The sequence below is a fragment of the Spirosoma sp. KNUC1025 genome, from assembly GCF_045160025.1.
Classification (GTDB): domain Bacteria; phylum Bacteroidota; class Bacteroidia; order Cytophagales; family Spirosomataceae; genus Spirosoma.
The window spans coordinates 3,019,428-3,044,225 of the sequence record NZ_CP087139.1 but is presented as its reverse complement, the minus strand read 5'-3'; the positions used below and the strand labels follow the sequence as shown (position 1 = coordinate 3,044,225).

The following is a 24,798-nucleotide window of genomic DNA, read 5'->3' as shown; positions in this document are numbered from 1 at the left end:
CAGGGGGCTTCCTGGCTGACGAATGTGCCTACCATGGAATACACACATTGTGAAAACACTGAAAATAAAACCAGTTATCGCGGGGCTTTGAACCCCGGTCGGATATGAGCAAACACGGACGAATTCTGGTCGCTATGAGTGGCGGCATTGACTCTTCGCTGGCAGCCGTTCTGCTGCACGAAGAAGGGTACGAGGTTATTGGTATGACTATGAAAACCTGGGATTATGCATCCTCAGGCGGTACAAAAAAAGAAACGGGCTGCTGTAGCCTCGACAGCATCAACGACGCACGTAACATTGCCGTCAGCCTGGGGTTTCCGCACTACATTCTCGATATCCGCGAGGAGTTTGGCGATTACGTTATCGACCATTTTACGGGCGAATACCTCGAAGGGCGCACGCCCAATCCATGCGTATTGTGCAACACCCATATCAAATGGGATGCGCTGCTACGCAGAGCCGACCGGCTTGATTGCGAGTCGATTGCTACCGGGCACTATGCGCACATACGGAATGAGAACGAACGATACGTTATCTCGAAAGGCATTGATAGCCTGAAAGATCAATCGTACGTACTGTGGGGGGTTTCGCAGGAGAGTCTGAGCCGTACCAAATTACCACTCGGCCACTTGCGGAAATCGGAAATCCGTGAAATGGCCAAAGAGCGTGGATTTATTGAACTCGTTACCAAATCGGAATCCTACGAAATCTGCTTCGTACCCGACAACGACTACCGGGGTTTTCTGAAACGTCGCATGCCCGGTCTGGAAGCCGAAGTAGCCGGAGGGAATTTCGTGATGGAAGGGACGGGTAAAATTCTGGGCAAGCATCAGGGCTATCCGTTCTACACCATAGGGCAAAGGAAAGGCTTAGGCATGGCCTTTGGCCAACCCATGTTCGTGACCGAAATCCGGAAAGATACCAATGAGGTTGTACTGGGCGTCGACAAAGACCTGCTACGCGATGGTATGATTGTCAGCAAATTAAACTTGCAGAAGTACGATCAAATTACGGGGCCGCTCGAAACGGTCACGAAAGTACGCTACAAAGATCCGGGTACGCCTGCTACCATTTCGCAAAGTGGAGATCGAATTGAGGTTCTTTTTCAGGAGGGCGTATCGGCCATTGCTCCCGGACAGGCCGCCGTTTTTTACGAAGGCAACGACGTAGTGGGCGGTGGCTGGATCATGAAAAGTTTCCGTCAGGGCGATAATCAGTCCGACAATACGATATCTCAAGCGACAGACCGTAAACTCAGCAGTAATCTTTTGTAAAAGGCATTTAGATTCAAGATACATCTGATTAATTCATCAAAAGCCCGAAAATAGGCACTAAACCGCCTATTTCCGGGCTTTTTGACCGTTTACACATTTCATTTAGAAAAATGATGGTAATTGCCTTATTTACATACTGTTAACCCCTATCCTCATATAAAACTAAAACTTCCCGTACCATGAATCAATTCGCAATAACCTCTACATCTTCGGCTATTACGTTAAATCAGCGCGAACGTCAGTTTCTTCAATTAGCGTGCACCGAACTAACTTACGCACAAATCGCCGAACGCATGTGTCTCAGTCCTCGCACAATAGATGGTTACCGGGAAGCGCTGTTTGTACGTCTGCAATTAAAAAGCCGCGTTGGCCTGGTCATGTGGGCCATAAAAGGTGGGTTCGTTATTCTATAGATTCTATTTCAATTTGCCCAAAGACAGCTAGAGACTAACTTATCTTAAGCCAAGAGCCGCTCGTGTTGGGGGGGGCGCAGCGGTTTTTGGCTTAGGATATATTTTAGCGGCAAACGCATAATCCTGATCGTCGATATCGGTTCCACCGATGATTGGCCGCCCGTCTTTGGTGATAACACCGGGAATCTGATAACACATAATCGAGTTTGGGTCAGCATGTTCCGTACCCAGCAATGACGACTCCTCGATTGGGGTAAGCACCTGTTGCCGAACTTCCTGTGCCGACCAGCCCTGCGTTTGCCCGAAAAATTTGATCGCTTTCTTCGAGTCTATTTTTGCAACGAGTTCCTTGCGCATATGCTCGTGCGGAAAGCCCATGGTGTGGCCTGTTTCATGACGCACGACCCGAATAAATTCTGATTCAGGCGTTTGCATCGTAAACCCTTCCAGATTCATGGTAGGCTCGTTTGCATCGATACTCAATACGTCCGTTCCCAGGTAAGACCAGTAGCCATCTTCAATACGGGCAATCCGTACCTGCGGGTCGGTATTCGACGCCACAAACTTCACGTTAGCCGTTTTTGCCCAGGCGTTCATGTGTTTTATGATCCGTGAACGTAGCGCCGATGGTGCATTATCTAAAAAACCAACCGTGAGCTTTACGCCCCCATTATGCCAGAATTTTGTGGTTAACACGGAAAGACGATCCTTTGTCGGTTCAAAATTTGGCATTACCCGTAGTAAGCGTTCAATGGGCGGATGGTTGAGCGGATTAATTTCGGTGGCAATGCGGGCGGCTGACTCAAGCTGGTTGAGTGGCAGCCGTTTGGGTGTACATACCAAAACAGGTTCCATACTATGAGGATGTTAGATTGTGTCTGTTCAGATGCGAGCCTATAGTTATGAAAGCACGAAAGGCAGGCATTGATTTTACCAGCCGGCTACGAATCTCATTAACAGGCGGTTCAAACAAATCTCCTGTTAATTTCTATTCAGTACAATAGGAAAAACACGCATTCTTGTCCGTGAAATCACGCATCATATTACCAGCCTAATCCCGTATCTTCGCCCACTATTTTTGATACGGCCATGCCTACAACCCCAATTAGTGAGATTGCCCGGATGATCGATCACGCGCTACTGCATCCTACCCTGACCGATGAAGAGCTTCGGGCAGGCTGCGAATTAGCGTTGACATACCACGTAGCATCGGTTTGCATAAAGCCGTATGCTATTTCATTGGCCAGTCAGTTACTGGCAGGTTCGGATGTGGCCGTAGGAACCGTCATTGGCTTTCCGCACGGGTCCGCTACAACGAGCCTCAAAGTTGTAGAAACCTTGCAGGCTTGCCGCGATGGCGCTACCGAGATCGACATGGTTATCAATATTGGGAAAGTTCTGAGCAGGGACTGGGCCTATGTGACCGACGAGATCCGGGCTGTTTATGAAATCTGTCAATTAAATGGGCCCCTGCTAAAAGTAATCTTCGAGAATGATTTTTTACCCGATGATACGTCCAAAATTCGCCTTTGTGAGATCTGTACCGAAATTGGTGTGGGCTTTGTAAAAACGTCGACGGGCTTTGGTTTTGTGAAAGAGTCAGACGGAAACTATAACTCCCTGGGCGCTACAGAACCGGATTTACAACTCATGCTTACGCACGTGGGTCCAAATACGAAGGTTAAAGCATCGGGCGGCATCCGTACGCTTGACGAGGTTCTGCGCGTTAAGGCTATGGGCGTAACGCGGGTAGGTACGTCGTCAACCCAAACAATCCTGACCGAAGCCTATCAACGATTCGGACTGGTTGCTCCGACGCCACCCTCGCTACGTACAAGCCATATCGAAACAAAAGAATACTGAATTATATCGTTGATTCGCTGAATCAATCATCATTCATAATTTATAATTCATCATTAGCAAAATGCTCAATCTCGGTTTTGTTTCGGCCATTCTGGCTGATTACGACTTAAATAGCGTTCTGAAGTTTGCTTCGGAACACAAGTTTAAATGCGTAGAGATTATGTGCTGGCCCAGTGGTAATGCCGACGCCCGGCGCTACGCTGGCGTAACGCACATTGATGTCGACAATCTGAATGTTGACCAGATTCACACGCTGACACGACTCTACCACGTATCGATTTCGGGCCTGGGGTACTATCCGAACCCGCTCGATCCAAATCCGGAGCAGGCCGAATTTTATCGGGAACATATCAAGAAAATTATCCGGGCAGCCGCCAGGCTGGGAATACCCGTGGTCAATACGTTCATTGGTCGCAATCCGTCGCTCAGCATTGCCGATAACCTGAAACTCTACGCCGAACACTGGCCCGCCATTGTGAAAGAAGCCGAAGAGAACAACGTAAAAATAGGGATCGAAAACTGTCCGATGTGGTTTACGGACGACGAATGGCCCGGCGGCAAAAACCTCGCTACAACCCCCGCCATCTGGGACCGGATGTTCGAGATTATTCCGTCGAGAGCACTCGGGTTGAACTACGATCCGAGCCATCTCATCTGGCAAATGATGGACGAAGTTCGGCCTATTTACGACTACCGCGACCGGCTGCATCACATTCATTTGAAAGACGTAAAGCTTTACCCGGACAAGCTCAACCGTGTCGGCATTATGGCGAATCCGCTGGAGTATCATTCGCCCAAACTGCCCGGCCTGGGTGATGTACGCTGGCGTGATTTCTTCGCTGCCCTTACCGACGTTCGCTATCGGGGACCGGTTTGTATTGAGGTTGAAGATAAAGCCTATGAAAGTCATCCTGAGGACGTACAGACTGCCATCTTAACAGCTCGTAATTACCTGAGCCAGTTTCTGGTGTTGTAACAAATGGGTGGTGGCAGGTTCTCAAACCTGCCACCACAAACACGGATTTTCGATAAGGTTTCAACCCTGCTGGCGTTATCCTTTGCAGAAGATAGTTACCAAAAAGTGGTCATAAACAGTAACAGTGCTACAATCGCTTAACAAACTCGACACGGATCTTTTTCTCTGGCTCAACAGCCTCTACGCGCCCTGGCTCGATACGCTGATGCTTTGGGTCACGGAACGTAATAGCTGGATTCCGTTCTATGCGCTGCTTGTTGGCTGGCTTATCTACCGATTTCGAAAGCAGGCCCTTGGGTTGTTACTCACCATCATTGCCGCCGTAGCCGTTGGCGATCAGCTGGCCTCATCGGTGCTGAAGCCCCTCACCCATCGGCTACGGCCGTGCCACGAATTAGCCCTTCAGAAACTCATTCATCCTATATTGGAATGCGGTGGCCAATACGGCTTTGTATCGTCTCATGCCTCCACAACCTTTGCCCTGGCTACTACCTTATGGCTGTTGCTTGGCAAACAATACGCCTGGACCAAATGGGTATTTTTATGGGCGGCCGTAGTGTCCTATAGCCGTATTTATGTGGGCGCCCACTACCCTTTCGACGTAGCGGCAGGAGCCCTTGTTGGCATACTGTCGGCAGTTCTTTGTGTGTTCATTTACCGAAAAATACAGGCTCGTTCCAGCCAACGGACCATTTCCTGAATGAAGTTCTAACATTCATCCGCACAGACGGTTCTAGTGGAGTATTCGCACAAAAGTTCATTCCTGCGGATAGCTGGTAAACCTTATGCAAGCCGACACAGAGGAGATTGATTGCGCATCAGAAAGCTGTTCTTTATTTGCCCAAAACGGTCCGTCCTCTCATTTGCAGCTGAGTGTCATTGTTCCCGTACGGAATGAAGCGCATCATCTGATCGATACGTTAAACGCCCTGCGTCTACAGCGGGACTCAACCGGACAGCTTCTTAATTCAGACCTTTACGAAGTGCTGATGCTGGCCAATAATTGTACGGATTACTCCTACGAAATTGCCGCTGACTATCAGCAGCAACACCCGGATTTTCCGCTGCGCATTGCGCAGATTCACCTGCCGCCTGCTAAAGCGAATATCGGTACCGTTCGGCGCATTCTGATGGATGAAGCCTACCAGCGGCTACTAAGTGTGGGGCGCATGAATGGCATCATTGCATCGACAGATGGCGACACCGTGGTAGACAGCCACTGGGTGTATAACATCATGCTGGAAATAGCCAAAGGCAATGATGCCGTTGGCGGTCGGATTTTGACACACTCCGAACCGAGTCAGGTACGTCTGTATCATCTTCGCGATGTAATGTACCGGACGCTGGTGGCCAAAGCGGAGGCTTTATTTGATCCGTGCTCACACGATCCCTGGCCTCGCCATTTTCAGCATTTTGGCGCAAGTCTTGCGGTCACCTGCCAGATGTATAATCAGGTCGGGCGATTACCCAAACGACCGTTCCTGGAAGATGAAGCTTTTTACCGGGCCTTGCTGCGGATGGATGCCAAAGTCCGGAAGAGCCCCAGCGTAAAAGTGTTTACCTCGAGCCGCATGGAGGGGCGCGTGGCCGTTGGATTTTCAGAACAGCTGCGCTACTGGTCAGCCATGAATCAGACGAATCAATGCCAGATGGCCGAACCGGCCGAAGCCGTAATTATCCGGCTCCGCAATCGACGACGGTTACGGCAGTGCTGGCAAATGCATCCTCAAGACTGGGTAACCCTTCAGCAAATAGCCGGAGACCTGCGGATCGACCCCCACTGGCTTTTGCATGAACTAGAGCGAAGTCGGTATTTTGGCGAGTTGTGGGAAAAGATTGACGAAAAAATGGCTACCGGTTTGTGGGCGAGTCATTGGCAACCTGTTCCCATCACAACGGCCATTCGGGCCATTCGCACTTACCTGGCTAATGCGGAGTCTATTGTTTTTGAAACAGATCCAATCGGTACGTATCCATCCGCTGACCCAGCAGGTGACGTAGCGGCTGCCCCTCGCCCGCTATCGCCAGAAACTGTTCATGGACCTGATCGCCCGTGAGCGGATAATCCGGCACAAACGGCGTCCAATGCACGAGTAATACGTGTCCGCCCGTCTGCAAATGCGCAAGCAGCTGTTGACGAGCCCGCTGTAAATCATTCATGGCCAGATAATATCCTACTTCCGATAGCAGAATTAAATCGAACGGGCCGTCGGGAAACGTATCGGGAATACTCATTTGCTCAACCGACACATGTTTATAAGGAGCTAATCGTTTTCGGGCGGTTTGCAGGGGAAGTTCACTGGCATCAACAGCCAGCAAACGGTCGCAGCGCTGGGCCAGCATTTCGCTCAATACGCCGATAGAACAGCCTATTTCAAACGCATTGGCATATCGTTCGTTCGGTAAGGCCGCTATCGTTGCCTCATATTTGGATCGCTCATAAGGGCTTGTTTCAAACTCCCAGGGATCAGACTTAGCCCGATACACATCATCGAAATAGGTGGTGGGCAGCGTATTGTTCGGCATATTTATACGTGGTGAGTAATTTGTTCGAGAAACAACTCCCGTGGTTTGTCGAAATGCATCAATAATTCGGGCGATAGATAAAAAGCCGTTGGGTCATCATCGATCAACCGGCTCACCTGCGAACGATGCGCAGCAACGGCCTGGTTACGTAGCGCCATCACGGATTCAATGGGTACGTACCAGGCCCGCACTTCGTCACGACCAGGCATATCCTGTTCTGTACCGAGCTCCCATAGCCAGATCAGATATTCCAGGATCCGTGGCGGTTTATGAAGTTTAGCAACGGCAGCCATCAGCAATTGCCACGACGCCCGGTGGTCACGGTGAGGATCACGTCGCCAGGGGACAAACACCGTAGCGGGCTGAACGGTCAGAAGGAAGTTATAGATCACCTCAACCGCATCGGCAAAACCAGCGCAATCCGACGTAGGGACCTGCGTATCTTTCTGCCGCATGAAAAAAACATTTTCTGTCGGCACCCCCAACGTATCGAGTGCTTCCAGTGCTTCGGCCTCCCGTACGGTTCGCAGTCGTTCGGCCGGGTAACTTGGCGAGTTGGGGTGCGACATGGTACCGTCGCTCACAAAAAGCACCTGGACAGCATAACCGCACTGACGTAACAACGCGATGGTACCGCCACAACCCAGCGATTCATCATCCGGATGGGGCGCAACAACCAACGCCGACCCAATTTCACTGAGCGAAATCTGCCGGGCAATTCCTTCTAAAACACGAGCTTTTTCAGCGCCAGAGTTCATACGCATCAAGCTGATTATCTGTAACGTAACGGCCAACATCCAGCAGAGTTGCATCAGGAGCCGGTTGCCGTAAATAGAACGTTAAATCGCGGTGAATACGCTCAAAGGGCAGGGGGCGCATAAGTCCACGAGCACCTACTGACCGCTCAGCCAGGGGCATCACCCGCAGGCAGATTTCTTCAATAGCCGTACGAGTCATGTTGGCATACGTAACGATCTTGTCCGCCTGGCCGCCACTGGCCTGCCAGGCGTCGGTTTTCGTACCGGCAGCAGTCAGCCACTGATTTCCGGACTCAATCAGCCAGGTCATTTCAGCCAGCCGAGTCCGCTGAAATACATCGTCAGTACGTTTCATCGAAGCCAGATAAGTCCGGGTTGCATCGAATAAAGCTTCGGCCCCACCCAGCTGCACAGCCGCAAACCGAATAGCGCCCCCACTGAAATACGGCTGTCGGTAATAATCATCGGGTTGTCCCAGCAAGTCGGCCTGCTCAATCTCAATACCTGTAAAATCGATCCGATAGCTTACGGATGACCGCATACCCAACGGCTGCCAGAAACGGTCATCCTGCTGAACATCCTTCACCCGCTCTGTTGGGATGATACACATTTGCCACCCTTTCTGGCTCCCCCCCACTAGCTCACCCGTTATGAGTGGTCGTTGAATCCAGCCAGCACCCGAGCAGAACGTTTTGGCGCCTTCCAGTCGGTAGCGCCCATCACCGACAGCCTGAATTTTTACGCCGTCGCCAGCCTGTGTGTTCCAGACGCTGAATAACCGTTTGTGCTTTTTCACATCGGCAAACCATTCTCTTTTCTGGTCAGGCGACGCATATAAATCAATCAGGTTCAAGGCGTTGATATGTCCTTCATAGATCCGGCCAACCGATAAATTAGCCGCACCAATTCGCTTTAGAAGCTGCAATAACTGATCCGTACCCAACGGTTGCTTACCCGTTTTATCATCGGCTAACGTAATACCCAGCAACCCCGCTTCAGCCAGCCAGCCGAATGCATCGGTCGGAAACAGCTTATCATCGTCTGTCTGCGCGGCCGCTTCGGCAATTCGTTTGAGTAGATCAGCCATTCTGCGCGAATCCAGCTCAACTGGCGTCCCTGTTTTCTGACCATTCGAAGGGGCAGGTATCGTTGTTTCCATACCTACAAAAGCCGAAGTTCATCAAATTGTTTTGCGACGGAATCAGCAGAACCACTCAATCAATCAGCACACAGCGCCAAAGAAACTTAAAAACGTATCATCAAGCTGGCTATTTTTTCCGTACCTTTGCGGGAAATTTGTCCGGCACACATGGCTTCGTACAACCCGGTTAAGATTTTTTCGGGCACTAGCTCAACCTATCTGGCTGAAAAAATTGCGCATTACTACGGCAAAGACTTAGGCGGTTATACCTGCCGACGGTTTAGCGACGGAGAGATGTCGCCCAGTTTTGAGGAATCGATTCGGGGATGCGACGTTTTTCTGATTCAGTCTACACCACCGCCAGGCGATAACCTGATGGAGTTGTTGCTGATGGTTGATGCGGCCCGTCGGGCTTCCGCACACTACGTAACCGTTGTGATTCCGTATTTCGGTTATGCCCGACAGGATCGGAAAGACAAGCCCCGCGTATCGATTGCCGCCAAATTAGTGGCGAATATGCTGGCAGCATCTGGCGTCGATCGACTGATGACGATTGACCTTCATGCCGGGCAGATTCAGGGTTTTTTCGATTTTCCGGTCGATCACCTGGAAGGAACGTCGGTATTCGTACCGTACATCCAGAGTTTGAATCTGGAAAATCTGGTGATTGCTTCGCCGGATGTGGGGGGTGCCAATCGGGCCCGCACGTTTGCAAAGCATTTCAATGCTGACATTGTGTTGTGCGATAAACACCGTAAACGGGCCAATGAAATTGCATCGATGCAGGTCATTGGCGACGTCGAAGGGGCCAACGTCGTGCTGGTCGATGATTTGATTGATACAGGCGGCACGATGGCCAAAGCCGCACAGATCATTCTGGATAAAGGGGCTTTGTCGGTACGGGCTGTATGTACGCACCCAATTATGTCGGGGAAAGCGCACGAAAACATTGCCAACTCCGTGTTGGAGGAATTAGTTGTTGCGGACACGCTGCCCCTGAGACAGCCAAACGCAAAAATCAGAGTGCTGTCGGTGGCTGAGTTATTTGCCAAAGCCATTGGCCGCATCCGGGATCATGAATCTATTAGTTCATTATTTATAAAAAACTGATTGACTTATTGAATGAGTGAGTGATTGAATTAATCAGTCGATCAGTTATTCAATAAGTCAATCATTCAACAAGTCAATCATTTCAAACTCATGAAAAAAATCGAGATTGTAGGGTATCAACGAGCGAATCTCGGCCGCACGGAATCACAAGCGATTCGGGCCGAGGGCAATGTTCCGTGTGTATTATATGGTGGTGAAGATCAGGTGCATTTTTACGCGCCAGCTATTCTGTTCCGTGAATTGCTGTACTCGCCCAATATTTATGAAGTAGCGTTGAACATCGAAGGTGATGAGTACCGGGCCATCCTTCAGGAAGCTCAGTTCCACCCTGTTAGCGACGCGCTGTTACACGCTGATTTTCTGCTGGTAACAGACAAAAAACCTGTTAAAATTGCCGTTCCCGTTCGTCTGGTTGGTACAGCTCCGGGCGTACAGAAGGGTGGTAAACTGGTGACCCGCGTTCGGAAACTGCGCGTAAAAGGATCAATCGAAAACATCCCTGACTTCATTGATGTCGATGTATCAGGTCTTGATCTTGGTAAATCGGTTCGGGTTGGCCAGATTGAAGTGAAAAATATCGAATTGCTCGAACAGGCATCGAACCCAGTGGCCAGCATTGAAATCCCACGTGCACTGCGTGGTACGGTTTCGGCCAAGTAATACATAGTACGTTTAAGCTAATAGACCATAAAAATGCCCCGCCAGAATTAGCTGACGGGGCATTTTTATGCTTACTAAACTCAGAACTTCATACTACGCAAGCGGAGGCTGTTACTAACAACCGACACCGAACTCAGCGCCATAGCAGCTCCTGCAATCATCGGATTCAGGAGAAAACCAAATGAGGGGTACAATACGCCCGCTGCTAGGGGAATACCAATCAGGTTGTAAATAAAGGCCCAGAATAAATTCTGACGGATAACACGTACCGTTTGCTTTGATAACTGCAAGGCTTTGGGTACGCTATTCAGATCAGACGTAATCAGCGTCATACGCGCTACGTCCATGGCAATATCGGAGCCTTTACCCATTGCAATACTCACGTCTGCCTGCGCCAGTGCCTGCGAGTCGTTGATACCGTCGCCAACCATAGCGACCACCTTACCAGCGATTTGTAATTCTTTTACAAAATCAGCTTTATCGGCAGGCATTGTTTCGGCTTTATACTGACTTATGCCCACTTGTTTTGCGACAGCCGTTGCCGTCTGCGCGTTATCGCCCGTAAGCATATATACTTCTATACCACGACTTTGTAACGTATGGACGGCCTGTTCCGAACTGGTCTTTATCGGGTCGGCAATAGCAACTACGGCTAAAATTTTACCCGCTTGATGCGCATCATCTCGACCTGCGAAAAACACAACGGTTTTCGCCTGATTCTGCCAAGTATTTGCCTGCTGGGCGACCTCTGCTGAAAGCGTAATCTGCTGATCAGCGAGGAATTTCTCGTTGCCAATCCAGTACGTATCGTTCTGATAATGAGCCACAACACCACGTCCTGTAATGCTTTCAAAGTTGTTCAGCAGTAAGGAATCTGTATCCGGCAGATAACGTAATACGGCTTCGGCTAGGGGATGTTCAGACTGGGCTTCCATAGCATATAACACGGGTTGTACGCGCTTTTGCTCAGCGTCCGAAATCAACCAATGTAAATCCGTAACGACGGGTTTGCCTGCCGTTATGGTGCCGGTTTTATCCAGCACAATGGCGTTAACCCGATGCCCAACTTCGAGGCTTTCAGCGTCCTTAATCAGAATATTGTTTTCCGCTCCTTTGCCTACACCCACCATAATGGCTGTAGGTGTAGCCAGTCCCAATGCACACGGGCAGGCAATAACCAACACCGTTACGGACGTTAGTAAAGCGGTTGTCAATGGATCAGAACCCGGTACGAAATAATGCCCAAATACCATCCAGACAACAAACGTAAGCAAAGCAATACTCAGCACCACCGGCACGAAAATTCCCGCAATCCGGTCGACCGTTTTTTGAACAGGTGCCTTACTGCCCTGAGCCTCCTGCACCATGCGGATGATCTGCGCCAGCAACGTATCGCCACCTACTTTCTCGGCCCTGAACCGAAAGCTTCCCTTCTGATTGATTGTGCCAGCAAAAACTTTCGTACCCGCCTGCTTTTCAACTGGCATGGGCTCACCGCTAATCATGCTCTCGTCAACGTAGGATTGCCCCGATTCGACGACACCATCCACCGGAATTTTCTCACCCGGCCGCACAACCAGTACATTACCAACCTGAACCGATGCCAATGGGATTTCGCGTTCGGTATTGCCGTCAACCAGTCGGACGGTTTTAGGCTGGAGACCCATTAACTTTTTAATCGCCGACGACGTATTGGATTTAGCGCGTTCTTCCAGCAGTTTACCCAGAAGAATAAAGGTGACGACCACCGAAGCGGCTTCAAAATAAACATGCGGATGCAGTCCCCGGCTATGCCAGAATTCGGGATTTATTGTGTTGAACGTACTGAACAGAAAGGCGATACCTGTGCTTAATGCAACCAGCGTATCCATATTAGCCTTACCGTGCCGAGCCTGTTTCCATGCGTTGACAAAAAAGGAACGGCCCAGCACAAACACGACTGGTGCTGAAAGCACAAACATCAGCCAGTTGGCATAGGCCATGTTCATGAAAAACATGCCAATTATCACCACTGGCAGCGACAGAACTATTGCCCAACGGGTGCGTTGCCGAAGAGCCTGATACTGCTGTTGCTGCGATTCTTCCTGTATTTTTTGCGGATCTTCGGCTTCAATGATAAGATCGTAACCGATAGAACGTACCGCCTTCTGAAGTTCCGTAGGTGTTACGGAAGCCGGATCAAATTGAACCCAGGCCGATTGGCTGGCATAATTCACGCCCGCGTCGATAACGCCAGGGGTGTGCTTCAGCATCGATTCGACACTGACGGCACAGGCTGCGCAGCTCATCTCCAGCACAGGATATGTTTTCCGCACATCGGCTGACTTTCCCGATTCGGCAACTTTTTTGAATGAACTCTGGAGGGCTGTATTCATACCCAAGACCGGACTATGTTCCGGTATTATAAATTTGCTAATCAGCTGGTTATAAGCTGGTTAATACCCACCTACGTGGTCGTCAGCAATTGGCTGGCGTTATGATAAAGGCTCCGCCTTGTAACCAGCTTTTTCAATAGCCTGACGGATATCGGCAAGCGTAGCTGAGTCGGTTTCGGTCGTTAAAATTTTGTCTGGATTCTGCACATCCACCTGCCAGCGGCCTTCCCCAACCGTTGCGTTCAGAAACGGAGTTACCGTAGCCACACAGCCACCACATTTGATATTAGTCTTGAATTTCAGTGTCTTCATATACTTTGTCTGTTTACCTCTATAACCAAATTTGCTTCACAAAGATCGCAGGTACATACGACCTGATCCTTACATAATTGCTGGTATACTGTACAGAATTGAGGTACAGCCAGAAAAACCTCAAAATGAGCCCAGAAATGTGATTTAACTTTCTTTTAACCATGGCTTAAGTCTGATTTAAGTTCAGCCGGGCACTTTTGCGTAAGTAAAAGTACGTAGGCCGAAATCGGTATGAACAAATTCATCAAGAGTATCCTGTCCTTCTCACTGAAGAATAAATTTTTCATTTTTTTCCTTACCGCTCTGGCTATTGTGGCCGGGGTAATCAGTTATCAGAATACACCGATTGAAGCTTTTCCTGATGTTACGAATAGCCAGATTACGCTCATAACACAATGGCCGGGCCGGTCGGCCGAAGAGGTTGAAAAGTTTGTAACAATCCCTATTGAGATTGGCCTCAACTCCGTTCAGAAACGTACCGACATCCGATCAACGTCGCTGTTTGGCTTATCGGTTGTTAAAGTTCTCTTTGAAGATGGGGTTGATGACGCATTTGCTCGTCAGCAGGTCAATAACCTGCTCAGTGGCGTCGAGTTGCCTGAAGGTATTCGGCCCGACGTACAGCCCCCCTACGGCCCAACGGGCGAGATTTTCCGGTATACGCTTCAGTCGCCTACTCGTACCGCCCGAGAACTCAAGACCTTGCAGGACTGGGTGATCGAACGGCAGCTAAAAAGCGTACCGGGTGTAGCCGATGTTGTTAGTTTTGGTGGTGAAGTAAAAACCTATGAGATTTCGGTTGATCCGCGTCGGCTCATCGACTACAACATTACTCCGCTGCAATTGTACCAGGCTGTCGCCAATTCCAATGTGAATGTGGGTGGCGACGTGATCGATAAAAACTCGGAAGCCTACGTAGTACGGGGTATTGGCCTGTTGCGCAATCAGCAGGATATCCAGAATATCATTATTAAGAATGTTAAGGGGACGCCCATCATGGTGCGCAACGTAGCTCAGGTTTCCGAGTCGGCTTTGCCTAAGCTCGGTCAGGCCGGGCGCGACAAACGCGATGATGTGGTGGAATGTATTGTGGTGATGCGGAAAGGCGAAAATCCGAGCGAAGTCATTGAGCGCGTAAAGGCCAAAATCAATGAATTAAACACGAGTATTCTGCCCAGCGACGTATCAATCAATACGTTCTACAATCGCGAAACGCTGATCAACTTCGCCACGCATACGGTTACGCATAATCTTATCGAAGGCATTGTCTTCGTGACGGTCATCGTCTTTATTTTCATGGCCGACTGGCGAACTACCGTTACCGTATCGATCATCATTCCGCTGGCCCTGCTGTTCGCTTTTATATGCCTGCGACTCAAAGGAATGTCGGCCAATCTACTGTCGATGGGTGCCATCGACTTCGGCATCATCGTGGATGGCGCCGTCGTGATGGTTGAGGGAATCTTCGTTACGCTCGATGAAATGGCCCACCACGAGGGCATGCCCAGGTTCAATAAGCTGGCGAAGTTGGGCGTTCTGCGCAAAACTGGTACTGAGATGGGGAAGGCCATTTTCTTCTCCAAGCTCATCATCATTACGTGCCTGGTTCCGATATTCTCTTTCCAGAAAGTTGAGGGCAAAATGTTCTCACCTTTAGCCTGGACACTTGGTTTTGCCTTATTGGGCGCCTTAATTTTTACGCTTACCCTTGTGCCTGTTCTGGCGAGTATTCTGCTCAAAAAGAATGTACGTGAAAAACACAATCCGTTTGTTAACGTAGTCACGAAATACGCGACGCAGGCTTTTGGCTTTACGTTCGCTCACAAACGGATTAGCCTGCTCATTACGGCCGCCCTGGTCGTCATTGGCCTGTCGGGATTTAGCCTGCTTGGTACGGAATTTCTGCCGGAGCTGAACGAAGGGTCTATTTATGTCCGGGCCACAATGCCGATGAGCATCTCGTTGCCGGAATCTGTAAAGCAGACCGTGCAAATGCGCCACATTTTTGAGCAGTTTCCGGAAGTGAAAGGGGTTATTTCGCAAACCGGCCGCCCCAACGATGGAACTGACCCAACGGGCTTTTACAACATCGAATTTCTGGTCGATATTTATCCGCAGGACGACTGGAAAAGCGGCCTGACGAAAGAGCAGCTGGTCGATAAAATGCAGGGAAAACTCGCCGTTTTTCCGGGAGTAAATTTCAATTTCTCCCAACCCATCATGGACAACGTAGAAGAGGCCGTATCGGGCGTGAAAGGCTCCATTGCCGTTAAAATTTACGGGCCTGACCAGGGTATTCTGGAAACCAAAGCCGGAGAAGTTCAAAAGCAGCTGGCTACCGTTCATGGCATTGAAGACCTGGGCGTTATCCGTACTACAGGGCAGCCCGAAATGCGCGTAGAGCTTGACGAACGGAAGCTGGCCCTTTATGGTGTCAATAAAGCCGACGCTGAAGCTGTCATCGAAATGGCAATCGGTGGGAAAGCCGCTACTCAGATTTACGAAGGTGAACGCAAATTTGATTTGCGTATCCGCTACGATCTGCCATTCCGTTCGAATGAGCAACAGATCAGTCAGCTCATGGTGCCTACAGAGAACGGCAGTATGATCCCTATCAAGGAAATCGCCAATGTGTATACCCAAACTGGTCCTGTCCTGATTTTTAGAGAGGCTGGTCAACGCTACGGAGCGGTGAAGTTTTCAGTACGTGGCCGGGACATGGGCGGTGCGGTTGCCGAAGCGCAGAAAAAAGTACAGGCACATGTTAAACTGCCCTCAGGCTATACCATCAAGTGGGCTGGCGATTTCGAGAATCAGCAGCGGGCCACGGCTCGCCTGGCTCAGGTGGTTCCGATTAGTTTACTGGCTATCTTTTTTATTCTCTTTATTTTATTCGGGAATGTAAAAGATGCCGGCCTGGTGCTCTTTAATGTTCCTTTCGCCATCATTGGTGGCATTGCCGCTCTGCTAATTACCCACGTAAATTTCAGTATATCAGCGGGAATTGGCTTCATTGCACTGTTTGGTATCTGCATTCAGAACGGGGTAATTCTTATATCGGTATTCAAGAAAAACCTGCGCGGAGGCATATCCCTCGACGATTCCATTCGGGATGGCGTTATCTCGCGTATACGGCCGGTAGTTATGACGGCCATGATGGCTGGGATCGGCCTCATTCCGGCGGCAGTATCGCACGGCATTGGCTCCGAAACAGCCAAGCCATTAGCTATCGTTGTTATTGGTGGCCTGATAACAGCTACAATTTTGACGTTATTTGTTTTTCCGCTCATCTTTTACGTTTTTTATCGGCACAAATTCAGCGAAATATAAAAATCAACGTTATTTGCACATCAGCTTTTTTGCGCGTTTAATAATTTTAACCACCGATTAACGTTTTATAAGAAATTACTTGCAACATTTGCACTAATACTGTAGCCCCGGCGACGACATTACGATATAAATATATATAATCAGAGAATACAGTTACTCTGAAAACGCATTTGCTAGTTTAGCATAACGATCCTTTACAAAGGGAAGGTTGAACATCAAGATACTACGACCGCTCGGTCGTATATCTTGAAATGGTGTGGATAGAAGCGGAAAGCCGCCCCGATTTTCGGAGCGGCTTTTTTGTTTTTAATCCCCTTAAACTGGGTTTAACGCACTTTTAATGAGTCTTTCAATCGTTTTTAATACGCCCACCCGACCTTGAACAGCATAAAATGGAACTGGTCGATTTGCTACATTGATTGCACCGAGCGTTAACAAAGACGGCCACTTATAAAATAATAATTGGTTCAACCGTTTTTAAATCAGACAAGAGCTATGTATGTTGCCGATATGAAAATTCTGGTGGTTGAAGATGAGCCAAAACTGGCGTCTTTTGTCAGGAAAGGTTTAGAAGAACAATCCTGTGAAGTAGATGTTGCCTTCGACGGGCAGGTTGGTCGAAATATGGCCCTGAATAATCTATACGACGTGATTATCATGGACATTAACCTGCCCAAAATGAACGGCTTCGATGTTGTTCAGTCGATTCGTCAGGAACAGAACCGAACGCCAGTGCTGATGTTGACCGCTATGGGTTCAGTGGATGATAAACTGACAGGTTTTGAAGCCGGTGCCGATGACTACCTGGTGAAGCCGTTTGAATTCAGGGAGTTGATGGCTCGCTTACGGGCGCTTACCAAACGTAGCAATGACGCAGGCATGCAGTCGAACGTACTGAAAGTTGCCGATCTTGAACTGGACCTTAATGAAAAAATTGCCCGCCGGGGCGACAAGCGAATTGAACTGACAGCCAAAGAATTTGGTCTGCTCGAATACCTGATGCGCAATCGTGGCCGTGTCGTTTCGCGGGTAGACATTGCCGAAAAAGTATGGGATATTCATTTCGATACGGGAACGAACGTAATCGATGTGTATGTAAATTTCCTTCGTAAGAAAATTGATAAAGATTTCCCTCAGAAACTTATTCATACTGTAATCGGTATGGGGTATATATTAAAAGAGGAGTAAAGGAGGAAAGGAGAAGGGAGGAAGGGAAAAGTGTCCCTAGTATTCATCTTCTTTCCTCCCTTCTCCTTTCCTCCCTTCTCCCTTCCTCTTTTTCCTATGAACATCCGTACTCGCCTGACGCTGCTCTTTGTACTGCTGGTAGCATCGATCATGCTGCTGTTCACGGTTTCGGTCTATTATCTGTATGACCAGTTCCGGCAGCAGGAATTTGAGCAGCGACTCGAAGAAAAAGCGGTTACGACAATCCGTCTGCGCGAAGACGTTGGCGAATTCCCCCAGGCCGACCTTCCGGTTATAACCGATGAACAGGTCACTATTTACAACGATAAAGGCAAGGTACTCTTCAATCAGTGGAAGCATCGACCCCGCTTCCCCGTAACAGACAGTTTTCTGTCGAAGATCACGATACGTCATCATCAGTACATTCGGATAGGTGATCTGGAGGCTGTTGGTGTTCGTTACCCTACGTCAAAAGGAACACAGCTTATCATTGTAGCCTCCGGCAACGACCGCTATGGTTTTCCAAAACTGGTACGTCTACGCGAGATCCTTTTTATTGGCTGGTCTTTAAGCCTGATTATCGTCGGTATTGCCGGTTATCTGTTTGCTACAGATGCCCTCAGACCCGTCTCTGAATTGATTGGTCAGGTAAATGCCATTTCGGCTACCAACATTCATGAACGATTGCGCGTGGGGCGCCAGCGTGACGAACTGGCCGACCTGGCCCGAACTTTCAATGATTTGCTGATCCGGCTTGAAGAAGCCTTCGTGCTGCAAAAAAGCTTCGTCTCACACGCTTCCCATGAACTGCGTACGCCATTGACCGTTATGATGGGGCAAATCGAGGTGACTCGGCTACAGGCACGTACTACAGAAGAATATGAAGTTGCTTTCGATGCCCTGCTCGACGAAGTAAAAAGTATGATCAGGCTGGTAAACGGATTGCTCGAACTGGCCCGTGCCAGTTCGGATGTCATTACCCTGAATTATCAGCCGGTGCGCGTCGATGAATTATTATGGCAGGCACAAAGCCAGATAATCCACAAAAAGCCTGAGTATCAGATTGATATTGATTTCGACAATTTGCCGAATCAGGAAGAAGATCTGGTTATTGTAGGCGAAGAATCCTTACTTCAGACGGCCTTCCAAAATCTGATGGAAAATGGCTGTAAGTACTCGTCAAATGAAAGCGTATCGGTGCGGATATTTTTCGAACAGGGACAGATACAGCTCACATTCAGCGATAAAGGGTTTGGTATCCCTGCCAATGATCTCCCACATATTTTCGAACCATTCTATCGCTCGGAAATGACCATGACGGTCAAAGGGCATGGTATCGGGCTGGCTTTGACGAAGCGTATCATCGAACTACATAAGGGGCAAATCAGGGTTGAATCGACCGTTGGTCAAGGAACTACTTTTCGCATTACGTTGCCCAGTTCGTATCACTCTGATATCAAACCAGAAGCTTCTGAAGTAACTGAAGAGAGTGTAAAACCCTGACTTTCAAGAAAGTCAATAATCCTGTAATAACCTCCGGTTGGAGGTTATTACAGGATTATTCGTTGATGACTATGATGTTGCTTTCTTAGCGTCTTTCTTCATGCTTTTGTGCATGTGTTTCATGTCTTTAGCCGCATCAGCTTTGGCATCATCCCCTTCTTTCTTAGCTTCTTTTTTCATTGCCTTGGCTTCTTTCTTCATCTCTTTATGGGCTGTCTTTGCCTCATCCTGAGCAAAGGCCGCACCAGTTGCCAGTAAAGCCGTAATGGCAAAAATCATTATCCTTTTCATGGCGATTTTATCGTTTAGTGATTTCACGTAACAACCCATTTACCAAGGCGATGGTTATTAAACAACTATTAAAGTAGGTCCTGAAATGACTGACAAGTTGGTTAATTATTTGGTTTAGGGGATTTTTTACGTGCTTTCACGGTTGACGCGCCGGTCCTGACGCTACTGCGCGCATCCACCTTGGTGGTCCCACTTGTGTTGGGTGGAGCGCTGGCGGCCTGTAGTTGATCGTTGGTTAGTCCCGTTCCAGTCGAAGCGCCATTCGTACCATCGTGCGTGTTGGCAGCTGATGGATTCGAACGCGTTACGTCGTTTGGCGAAACTGTACTGGTAGTGCCTGTTGAGGCTTTACTATTCGTTGCTCGTCGGGGTTGTTGCTGAGCTACAGCCGTTCCGGCCAGAACCAATATGAATGCAAGGCTTACAAATGAGCGTGTCATGGGTATATTCCGTTTTTAACGTGAGTAATACCCATAACAACTGCTTGCACCTCTAATGAGTTTTCATAAGTCCGTTGAATCGGTATGTCTGATTCGGCGAAACTTAGGCAATCACATTAAATTCAGACGTAAGATGGAAATGAATATCCGGGTTATTTTGCTGGTTCATACGTAACATCCATTCGGATTCAGCCAGAAACACCGGGTGCTGGTCTTTATCGTAGGCAATCTGATTACCTTTCAGACGAATAAATTCAGCGAGTTTGATTGGGTCAACAGCTGTAATCCAGCAGGCTTTCGTGTAGTTGAGCGGCACCCACCGACATTTAGCGCCGTATTCGTTTTCCAGCCGATATTGAATCACTTCAAATTGAAGTTCGCCAACGGTACCAACGATCTTCCGATTGCCCAGTTCAAGGTTAAATAACTGTGCTACACCTTCATCCGTCAATTGCTGAATTCCTTTATCCAGCTGTTTTGACTTCATTGGATCAAGATTAACCAGTTCTTTGAAGATCTCGGGCGAGAAACTGGGAATACCCTGAAATTGTAGCTCTTCGCCTTCGGTAAGCGTATCCCCGATTTTAAACGTACCTGTGTCGTAAAGACCGACAACGTCACCCGGAAAACCTTCATCCAGTACGCTCTTACTATCGGCCATAAAGCTGAACGGACTGGCAAATCGCACGTTTTTATCCAGACGGGTGTGATGATAAAACTTGTTACGTTCAAAAACCCCCGAACAAATACGCAGAAACGCAATCCGGTCGCGGTGGCGCGGGTCCAGATTGGCATGGATTTTAAAAACGAATCCACTGAAATGTTTCTCATCGGGCAATACTTCCCGTTTGTCGGTCTGCCGGGCTATCGGCTCAGGCGAAATCAGACAGAAGCCTTCGAGCAATTCTTTGACACCGAAGTTGTTGACCGCTGACCCAAAAAACACGGGCGCCAGTTTTCCATCCAGATAGGCTTTCCGATGGAATTCATCATAAACACCCTCAATCAGTTCGACATCCTCCCGAAGTTGTGCTGCGTCGCGTTCACCTACTTTTTTATCGAGCAGGGTTTCGTTAAGTTCAATCGGTAATACGTCGTCTTCGACTTTCGTTTTATTGACCTTAAAGAAATATAACTTTTTTTCGATCAGGCTATAAACCCCTTTAAAATCAGAACCCATATTGACGGGCCACGTCATGGGTCTTACCCGGATGTTCAGCTTCTCTTCCAGCTCATCCAGCAGTTCAAACGGGTTCCGGCCTTCGCGGTCAAGCTTATTGATAAAAATAATAACGGGAGTATCCCGCATCCGGCAAACTTCCATCAGCCGTTCGGTTTGCTCCTCTACTCCTTTTACACAGTCAATGACCAGAATAACACTATCGACGGCTGTCAGCGTCCGGTAGGTATCTTCCGCAAAATCTTTGTGGCCAGGCGTATCAAGAATATTAATCTTTAGATTATCGTATTCAAACGTCATTACCGACGTAGCAACGGAGATACCGCGTTGCTTCTCGATCTCCATAAAATCCGACGTAGCGGACTTCTTAATCTTGTTCGACTTTACCGCTCCGGCCGTTTGAATCGCTCCGCCAAACAGCAGCAGTTTTTCAGTTAATGTTGTTTTCCCGGCATCGGGGTGGCTAATGATGGCGAATGTCCGTCGTCGGGCGGTTTCCGCCTGTATATTAGTTTGCATTATTCTCAGAATCAGGCTGCAAAGATACGAAGATTAGTGATGAATGATAAATGCTGAATGATGAATTCAGGAGCAGCATTCAGCATTTATCATTCATCGTTCATCATTTCAAAGAAACGCCCACAACATCAGTGCCCAGCCAGCTATCAGGGCAAGACCACCGAGGGCGTAATGGCTCCCAGCCACGTAACACCCGTGAAACACAATACGTATAGGGAGCCGGAGAAGATGATAACCCCAGCCAGAAATGAGTACCCCGACCAGCCGAGTAATTTAATCAGCGTTGGATTACTGCCGAATACCTGCATAAGCAGACCGACTACTACCAGCGCCAGCGCATGATAGAATTGATATTTAACGGCCGTTTCGAACGTAGCCGTACGTCCTGTCGACTCCAGCATAGTTCGAAGGGCATGTGCGCCAAAAGCCCCCAATGCAACCCCCAATAACCCTAATACAGCGCCGGATTGAATAAAAAATTTCATAAGTCTTTACTAAATAGATTTTTACAAGATTACAAGGATTAACCGTATTCAGTAGCGGCCGCCGGATTTAAAACCGACTCCCAAAAATAGCGCTCCCAACCCGGACCATGGTACTGCCTTCTTCTACGGCAATCTGATAATCGCCACTCATGCCCATCGACAGTTCCTGAAAAGCAACGTTAAACCGCTTTATTTCTGCCAGTTGATCAAACAGCTGCTTCAAGCCCCGAAACTCCCGGCGGATTTGTTCTTCATCATCGGTGTTTGTTGCTAACCCCATTAGCCCAATCAGGCGTATGTGCTGCAAATCGTCCAGTTCTGGCGTGTTTAGCAGGATTTCAGCCTCTTCGGGCGAAAGGCCAAATTTTGTTTCTTCGTCAGCAATATGTATTTGCAGAAGGCAGTCAATCACACGGTTATATCGGGCAGCCTGTTTATTGACCTCCTGCAAAAGTTTCAGGCTGTCAATCGATTGAATCAGCGCTACAAAAGGGGCAATGTATTTGACTTTATTCGTCTGCAAATGACCAATCAAATGCCACTCAATATCTATAGGCAATTGCGGCTGTTTCTCAACCATCTCCTGCACTTTGTTTTCCCCAAAACGTCGACAACCGGCATCGTACGCTTCCTGTAGAAGCGTTACTGGTTTTGTTTTAGTCACAGCAATCAACTTAGCTTTTCCGGCTAGTTGCTGCTCAATCGAGTGGATTGTATCAGCAATCATACTATATGGTTTCGGTAATCAGTTTATAAACGGCAAATAACACCAGCGAATCCAGGACCTGATAATTTCAAGAGCATTTCCTGTTAGATGCAGATTAAAGTTCAATGAATTCTGGAAGGTATTTATTAAAAATATGCAAAAATAGGTTTGAGAACTAAGGGGAAACACGTAGTTTTTGGCCGTAATTCGTGAGAAAGTGCCAAAACAACACAATAATTCATCTTGTGCTTTGGTTTTGAAAACAACTTAAACTACAACCCATACCCTAAACAATGAACCCAATGGAGCCCCGCCCCCAACCTAAGAATAACAGTCGTAGCTATTTATTGGCGGCCTTATTTATTCTGGCAGCGTTGAATGTGCTGCTGCTGTATTTTTATTATCAGGAACGGCAGGATAACAAAACAAAAGATGCAACCATTGCCGCAAAAACGGAAGAAGTGCTGGTTGCGAAAACAAAGCTCGATTCCATTTCGACCCAGTTGGATGCGAAAATTGCCGAGATTCAGCGATTGGGCGGCAGTGTCGATTCATTGATGAAAGTGAAAGTGCAGTTGGAAAAGGACAAGCGTGAGTTAAGAAACGTTAGTACGTTCGACAGCAAAAAGTATGAACGAAAAATCCGTGGTTATGAGTCGCTGTTGGCGCAGAAAGATGCGGAAATAGCGCGCTTAAAAGAAGAAAACGGCATTCTCACCGTCCGGAATGACTCGCTGACCCAGGAAAATTCAACCCTTCGAACCGAGCGGCAGACACTGGCAGATTCGGTTGTTACCTACTCGACCAAAAATAAGGAGCTGGCCGAAAAAGTAACCATAGCCGCTGCGCTGCGAGCCGAGAGCGTAAGCGTAGATGCCATTAACAAGCGGGGTAAAGAAAAAGAAGGGGGTAGCTACAAAGCCAAACGTATTGATAAGATAAAGGTATCGGTTCGGCTGGCACCCAATGGCCTGGCCAAGCAGGAGGAGAAAGTGCTTTATATGCGGATTCTGGACCCTAGCGGAGCCGTGGTTTCGGATATGGCAACCGGCTCAGGCGAATTCACCTACAACGACCAGGGAATGATCTACACCGCCATGCAGCGCTTTACGTTCGATAATAGCCGCCAACAGGTCGACTTCATTTATGGACGTGGCGGACAGCGTTTCAATGAAGGAAAGCACACAATTGAAATCTACTGCGAAGGCTTCCGAATCGGCGAAGGCGAGTTTACGGTACGATAAGGGAAAAGGAGGAAAGGGATGAGGGAGAAAAGGAAGGTGATGAAAATATTACCTCATTTCTCCCTCATCCCTTTCCTCCTTTCATCTTTTTTCTTACCTTTGCGGCCTCATTTCAAACAAATTACAAAAAAATGTTTCTTAATAACTACGAAACGGTGTTCATTTTAACTCCCGTTTTATCTGATGCTCAGATGAAGGACACCGTTGACAAGTTCCGGAAAGTGCTGACCGACAACGGTGCGGAGCTTGTTCATGAAGACAGCATGGGACTGCGCAAACTCGCCTACCCAATTCAGCACAAGAACACGGGATATTATCAACTCTTTGAGTTCAAAGCTCCCGGTACGCTCATCGAGAAGCTCAACACGGAGTATTTGCGCGATGAACGCGTTATTCGTCACCTGACGATTTCGCTGGACAAGCACGCAGTAGCTTACAATGAGCGTAAGCGGAATGGATTAGTAGGTAAGAAAAAACAAACTGAAAACGCCTAATTGGCCCAGT

The 24,798-nt window shown here is 48.4% G+C and carries 23 protein-coding genes and 1 pseudogene; 13 read left to right on the top strand and 11 right to left on the bottom strand.

Annotated features, from left to right (window positions below; all coding sequences use genetic code 11):
* Positions 1-104 precede the first annotated feature (104 nt).
* Together mnmA and LN737_RS13235 are read left to right on the top strand one after the other, a co-directional pair.
* Entirely contained in the window at positions 105-1,274 is a 1,170-nt protein-coding gene (gene mnmA, locus LN737_RS13240) for a tRNA 2-thiouridine(34) synthase MnmA (protein WP_405519543.1), read from the top strand.
* A gap of 179 nt (positions 1,275-1,453) precedes the next feature.
* Positions 1,454-1,687, top strand: coding sequence for a response regulator transcription factor (locus tag LN737_RS13235; protein ID WP_405519541.1), 234 nt, complete (start codon positions 1,454-1,456; stop codon positions 1,685-1,687).
* A gap of 39 nt (positions 1,688-1,726) precedes the next feature.
* On the opposite strand, the gene LN737_RS13230 is transcribed toward LN737_RS13235, so the two are convergent.
* Positions 1,727-2,542 (bottom strand): M12 family metallopeptidase, encoded by an 816-nt coding sequence (locus LN737_RS13230; RefSeq protein WP_405519539.1) that lies wholly within the window; start codon positions 2,540-2,542, stop codon positions 1,727-1,729.
* Between the two features lie 234 nt (positions 2,543-2,776).
* On the opposite strand from LN737_RS13230, the gene deoC reads away from it, so the two are divergent.
* The 4 genes from deoC to LN737_RS13210 all read left to right on the top strand — a co-directional run bounded on the left by deoC (position 2,777) and on the right by LN737_RS13210 (position 6,583).
* Positions 2,777-3,550 carry a deoxyribose-phosphate aldolase gene (deoC, locus tag LN737_RS13225; protein WP_405519537.1) on the top strand — a complete coding sequence of 258 codons (774 nt, stop codon included), beginning with the start codon at positions 2,777-2,779 and terminating at the stop codon, positions 3,548-3,550.
* A 61-nt stretch (positions 3,551-3,611) separates the two neighbouring features.
* Positions 3,612-4,526: a sugar phosphate isomerase/epimerase gene (locus LN737_RS13220; protein ID WP_405519535.1), complete on the top strand. Its 915-nt coding sequence runs from the start codon at positions 3,612-3,614 to the stop codon at positions 4,524-4,526.
* Positions 4,527-4,650: 124 nt separating this feature from the next.
* Positions 4,651-5,226, top strand: coding sequence for a phosphatase PAP2 family protein (locus LN737_RS13215; protein WP_405519533.1), 576 nt, complete (start codon positions 4,651-4,653; stop codon positions 5,224-5,226).
* A gap of 85 nt (positions 5,227-5,311) precedes the next feature.
* Complete coding sequence (locus LN737_RS13210) at positions 5,312-6,583, top strand: glycosyltransferase family 2 protein (protein ID WP_405519531.1); 1,272 nt, start codon at positions 5,312-5,314, stop codon at positions 6,581-6,583.
* Here the strand turns inward: LN737_RS13210 and LN737_RS13205 are convergent.
* From LN737_RS13205 to LN737_RS13195, 3 genes are read right to left on the bottom strand one after another with little or no spacing between them, the layout of a single operon-like run.
* On the bottom strand, positions 6,465-7,052 hold the full coding sequence (locus LN737_RS13205; RefSeq protein ID WP_405519529.1) for a class I SAM-dependent methyltransferase: 588 nt from the start codon (positions 7,050-7,052) through the stop codon (positions 6,465-6,467). The two genes, LN737_RS13210 and LN737_RS13205, sit on opposite strands and share 119 nt — an antisense overlap.
* 2 nt (positions 7,053-7,054) lie before the next feature.
* Positions 7,055-7,810 (bottom strand): PIG-L deacetylase family protein, encoded by a 756-nt coding sequence (locus tag LN737_RS13200; protein WP_405519527.1) that lies wholly within the window; start codon positions 7,808-7,810, stop codon positions 7,055-7,057.
* A complete protein-coding gene (locus LN737_RS13195; protein ID WP_405519525.1) occupies positions 7,794-8,969 on the bottom strand; it encodes an acyl-CoA dehydrogenase family protein in 1,176 nt (391 codons plus the stop codon). Before LN737_RS13195 ends, LN737_RS13200 begins: the two co-directional genes overlap by 17 nt.
* A gap of 150 nt (positions 8,970-9,119) precedes the next feature.
* Between LN737_RS13195 and LN737_RS13190 the strand changes: the two genes are divergently transcribed.
* Together LN737_RS13190 and LN737_RS13185 are read left to right on the top strand one after the other, a co-directional pair.
* Positions 9,120-10,061 carry a ribose-phosphate pyrophosphokinase gene (locus LN737_RS13190; RefSeq protein ID WP_405519523.1) on the top strand — a complete coding sequence of 314 codons (942 nt, stop codon included), beginning with the start codon at positions 9,120-9,122 and terminating at the stop codon, positions 10,059-10,061.
* 90 nt (positions 10,062-10,151) lie between these two features.
* Entirely contained in the window at positions 10,152-10,721 is a 570-nt protein-coding gene (locus LN737_RS13185; protein ID WP_405519521.1) for a 50S ribosomal protein L25/general stress protein Ctc, read from the top strand.
* Positions 10,722-10,801: 80 nt separating this feature from the next.
* On the opposite strand, the gene LN737_RS13180 is transcribed toward LN737_RS13185, so the two are convergent.
* Both LN737_RS13180 and LN737_RS13175 read right to left on the bottom strand, forming a co-directional pair.
* Positions 10,802-13,096 carry a cation-translocating P-type ATPase gene (locus LN737_RS13180; protein WP_405519519.1) on the bottom strand — a complete coding sequence of 765 codons (2,295 nt, stop codon included), beginning with the start codon at positions 13,094-13,096 and terminating at the stop codon, positions 10,802-10,804.
* Between the two features lie 99 nt (positions 13,097-13,195).
* Entirely contained in the window at positions 13,196-13,408 is a 213-nt protein-coding gene (locus LN737_RS13175; RefSeq protein WP_405519517.1) for a heavy-metal-associated domain-containing protein, read from the bottom strand.
* A 231-nt stretch (positions 13,409-13,639) separates the two neighbouring features.
* Here LN737_RS13175 and LN737_RS13170 point away from each other — a divergent pair, with 231 nt between their 5' ends.
* The 3 genes from LN737_RS13170 to LN737_RS13160 all read left to right on the top strand — a co-directional run bounded on the left by LN737_RS13170 (position 13,640) and on the right by LN737_RS13160 (position 19,429).
* Positions 13,640-16,738, top strand: a complete 3,099-nt coding sequence (locus tag LN737_RS13170) for an efflux RND transporter permease subunit (protein WP_405519515.1) — start codon at positions 13,640-13,642, stop codon at positions 16,736-16,738.
* Between the two features lie 510 nt (positions 16,739-17,248).
* Complete coding sequence (locus LN737_RS13165) at positions 17,249-17,926, top strand: response regulator transcription factor (protein ID WP_405520403.1); 678 nt, start codon at positions 17,249-17,251, stop codon at positions 17,924-17,926.
* Between the two features lie 96 nt (positions 17,927-18,022).
* Positions 18,023-19,429, top strand: coding sequence for a cell wall metabolism sensor histidine kinase WalK (locus tag LN737_RS13160; RefSeq protein ID WP_405519513.1), 1,407 nt, complete (start codon positions 18,023-18,025; stop codon positions 19,427-19,429).
* A gap of 69 nt (positions 19,430-19,498) precedes the next feature.
* On the opposite strand, the gene LN737_RS13155 is transcribed toward LN737_RS13160, so the two are convergent.
* From LN737_RS13155 to LN737_RS13135, 5 genes and pseudogenes are all read right to left on the bottom strand, one after another.
* Entirely contained in the window at positions 19,499-19,747 is a 249-nt protein-coding gene (locus tag LN737_RS13155) for a hypothetical protein (RefSeq protein ID WP_405519511.1), read from the bottom strand.
* A gap of 74 nt (positions 19,748-19,821) precedes the next feature.
* Positions 19,822-20,160 carry a hypothetical protein gene (locus LN737_RS13150; RefSeq protein WP_405519509.1) on the bottom strand — a complete coding sequence of 113 codons (339 nt, stop codon included), beginning with the start codon at positions 20,158-20,160 and terminating at the stop codon, positions 19,822-19,824.
* 103 nt (positions 20,161-20,263) lie between these two features.
* On the bottom strand, positions 20,264-21,859 hold the full coding sequence (locus LN737_RS13145; RefSeq protein WP_405519507.1) for a peptide chain release factor 3: 1,596 nt from the start codon (positions 21,857-21,859) through the stop codon (positions 20,264-20,266).
* 108 nt (positions 21,860-21,967) lie between these two features.
* Positions 21,968-22,344 (bottom strand): annotated as a pseudogene (locus LN737_RS13140) (DUF423 domain-containing protein).
* A 67-nt stretch (positions 22,345-22,411) separates the two neighbouring features.
* Positions 22,412-23,071, bottom strand: coding sequence for a YggS family pyridoxal phosphate-dependent enzyme (locus LN737_RS13135; protein WP_405519505.1), 660 nt, complete (start codon positions 23,069-23,071; stop codon positions 22,412-22,414).
* Between the two features lie 281 nt (positions 23,072-23,352).
* Here LN737_RS13135 and LN737_RS13130 point away from each other — a divergent pair, with 281 nt between their 5' ends.
* Entirely contained in the window at positions 23,353-24,294 is a 942-nt protein-coding gene (locus tag LN737_RS13130; protein WP_405520401.1) for a hypothetical protein, read from the top strand.
* Between the two features lie 131 nt (positions 24,295-24,425).
* Positions 24,426-24,788, top strand: coding sequence for a 30S ribosomal protein S6 (rpsF, locus tag LN737_RS13125; protein ID WP_405519504.1), 363 nt, complete (start codon positions 24,426-24,428; stop codon positions 24,786-24,788).
* Positions 24,789-24,798 lie beyond the last annotated feature (10 nt).

Coding starts and splice junctions, on each gene's coding strand:
- mnmA (WP_405519543.1), top strand. CDS start 105: ATGAGCAAACACGGACGAATTCTGGTCGCTATGAGTGGCGGCATTGAC.
- LN737_RS13235 (WP_405519541.1), top strand. CDS start 1,454: ATGAATCAATTCGCAATAACCTCTACATCTTCGGCTATTACGTTAAAT.
- LN737_RS13230 (WP_405519539.1), bottom strand. CDS start 2,542: ATGGAACCTGTTTTGGTATGTACACCCAAACGGCTGCCACTCAACCAG.
- deoC (WP_405519537.1), top strand. CDS start 2,777: ATGCCTACAACCCCAATTAGTGAGATTGCCCGGATGATCGATCACGCG.
- LN737_RS13220 (WP_405519535.1), top strand. CDS start 3,612: ATGCTCAATCTCGGTTTTGTTTCGGCCATTCTGGCTGATTACGACTTA.
- LN737_RS13210 (WP_405519531.1), top strand. CDS start 5,312: ATGCAAGCCGACACAGAGGAGATTGATTGCGCATCAGAAAGCTGTTCT.
- LN737_RS13205 (WP_405519529.1), bottom strand. CDS start 7,052: ATGCCGAACAATACGCTGCCCACCACCTATTTCGATGATGTGTATCGG.
- LN737_RS13200 (WP_405519527.1), bottom strand. CDS start 7,810: ATGAACTCTGGCGCTGAAAAAGCTCGTGTTTTAGAAGGAATTGCCCGG.
- LN737_RS13195 (WP_405519525.1), bottom strand. CDS start 8,969: ATGGAAACAACGATACCTGCCCCTTCGAATGGTCAGAAAACAGGGACG.
- LN737_RS13190 (WP_405519523.1), top strand. CDS start 9,120: ATGGCTTCGTACAACCCGGTTAAGATTTTTTCGGGCACTAGCTCAACC.
- LN737_RS13185 (WP_405519521.1), top strand. CDS start 10,152: ATGAAAAAAATCGAGATTGTAGGGTATCAACGAGCGAATCTCGGCCGC.
- LN737_RS13180 (WP_405519519.1), bottom strand. CDS start 13,096: ATGAATACAGCCCTCCAGAGTTCATTCAAAAAAGTTGCCGAATCGGGA.
- LN737_RS13175 (WP_405519517.1), bottom strand. CDS start 13,408: ATGAAGACACTGAAATTCAAGACTAATATCAAATGTGGTGGCTGTGTG.
- LN737_RS13170 (WP_405519515.1), top strand. CDS start 13,640: ATGAACAAATTCATCAAGAGTATCCTGTCCTTCTCACTGAAGAATAAA.
- LN737_RS13165 (WP_405520403.1), top strand. CDS start 17,249: ATGAAAATTCTGGTGGTTGAAGATGAGCCAAAACTGGCGTCTTTTGTC.
- LN737_RS13160 (WP_405519513.1), top strand. CDS start 18,023: ATGAACATCCGTACTCGCCTGACGCTGCTCTTTGTACTGCTGGTAGCA.
- LN737_RS13150 (WP_405519509.1), bottom strand. CDS start 20,160: ATGACACGCTCATTTGTAAGCCTTGCATTCATATTGGTTCTGGCCGGA.
- LN737_RS13145 (WP_405519507.1), bottom strand. CDS start 21,859: ATGCAAACTAATATACAGGCGGAAACCGCCCGACGACGGACATTCGCC.
- LN737_RS13135 (WP_405519505.1), bottom strand. CDS start 23,071: ATGATTGCTGATACAATCCACTCGATTGAGCAGCAACTAGCCGGAAAA.
- LN737_RS13130 (WP_405520401.1), top strand. CDS start 23,353: ATGGAGCCCCGCCCCCAACCTAAGAATAACAGTCGTAGCTATTTATTG.
- rpsF (WP_405519504.1), top strand. CDS start 24,426: ATGTTTCTTAATAACTACGAAACGGTGTTCATTTTAACTCCCGTTTTA.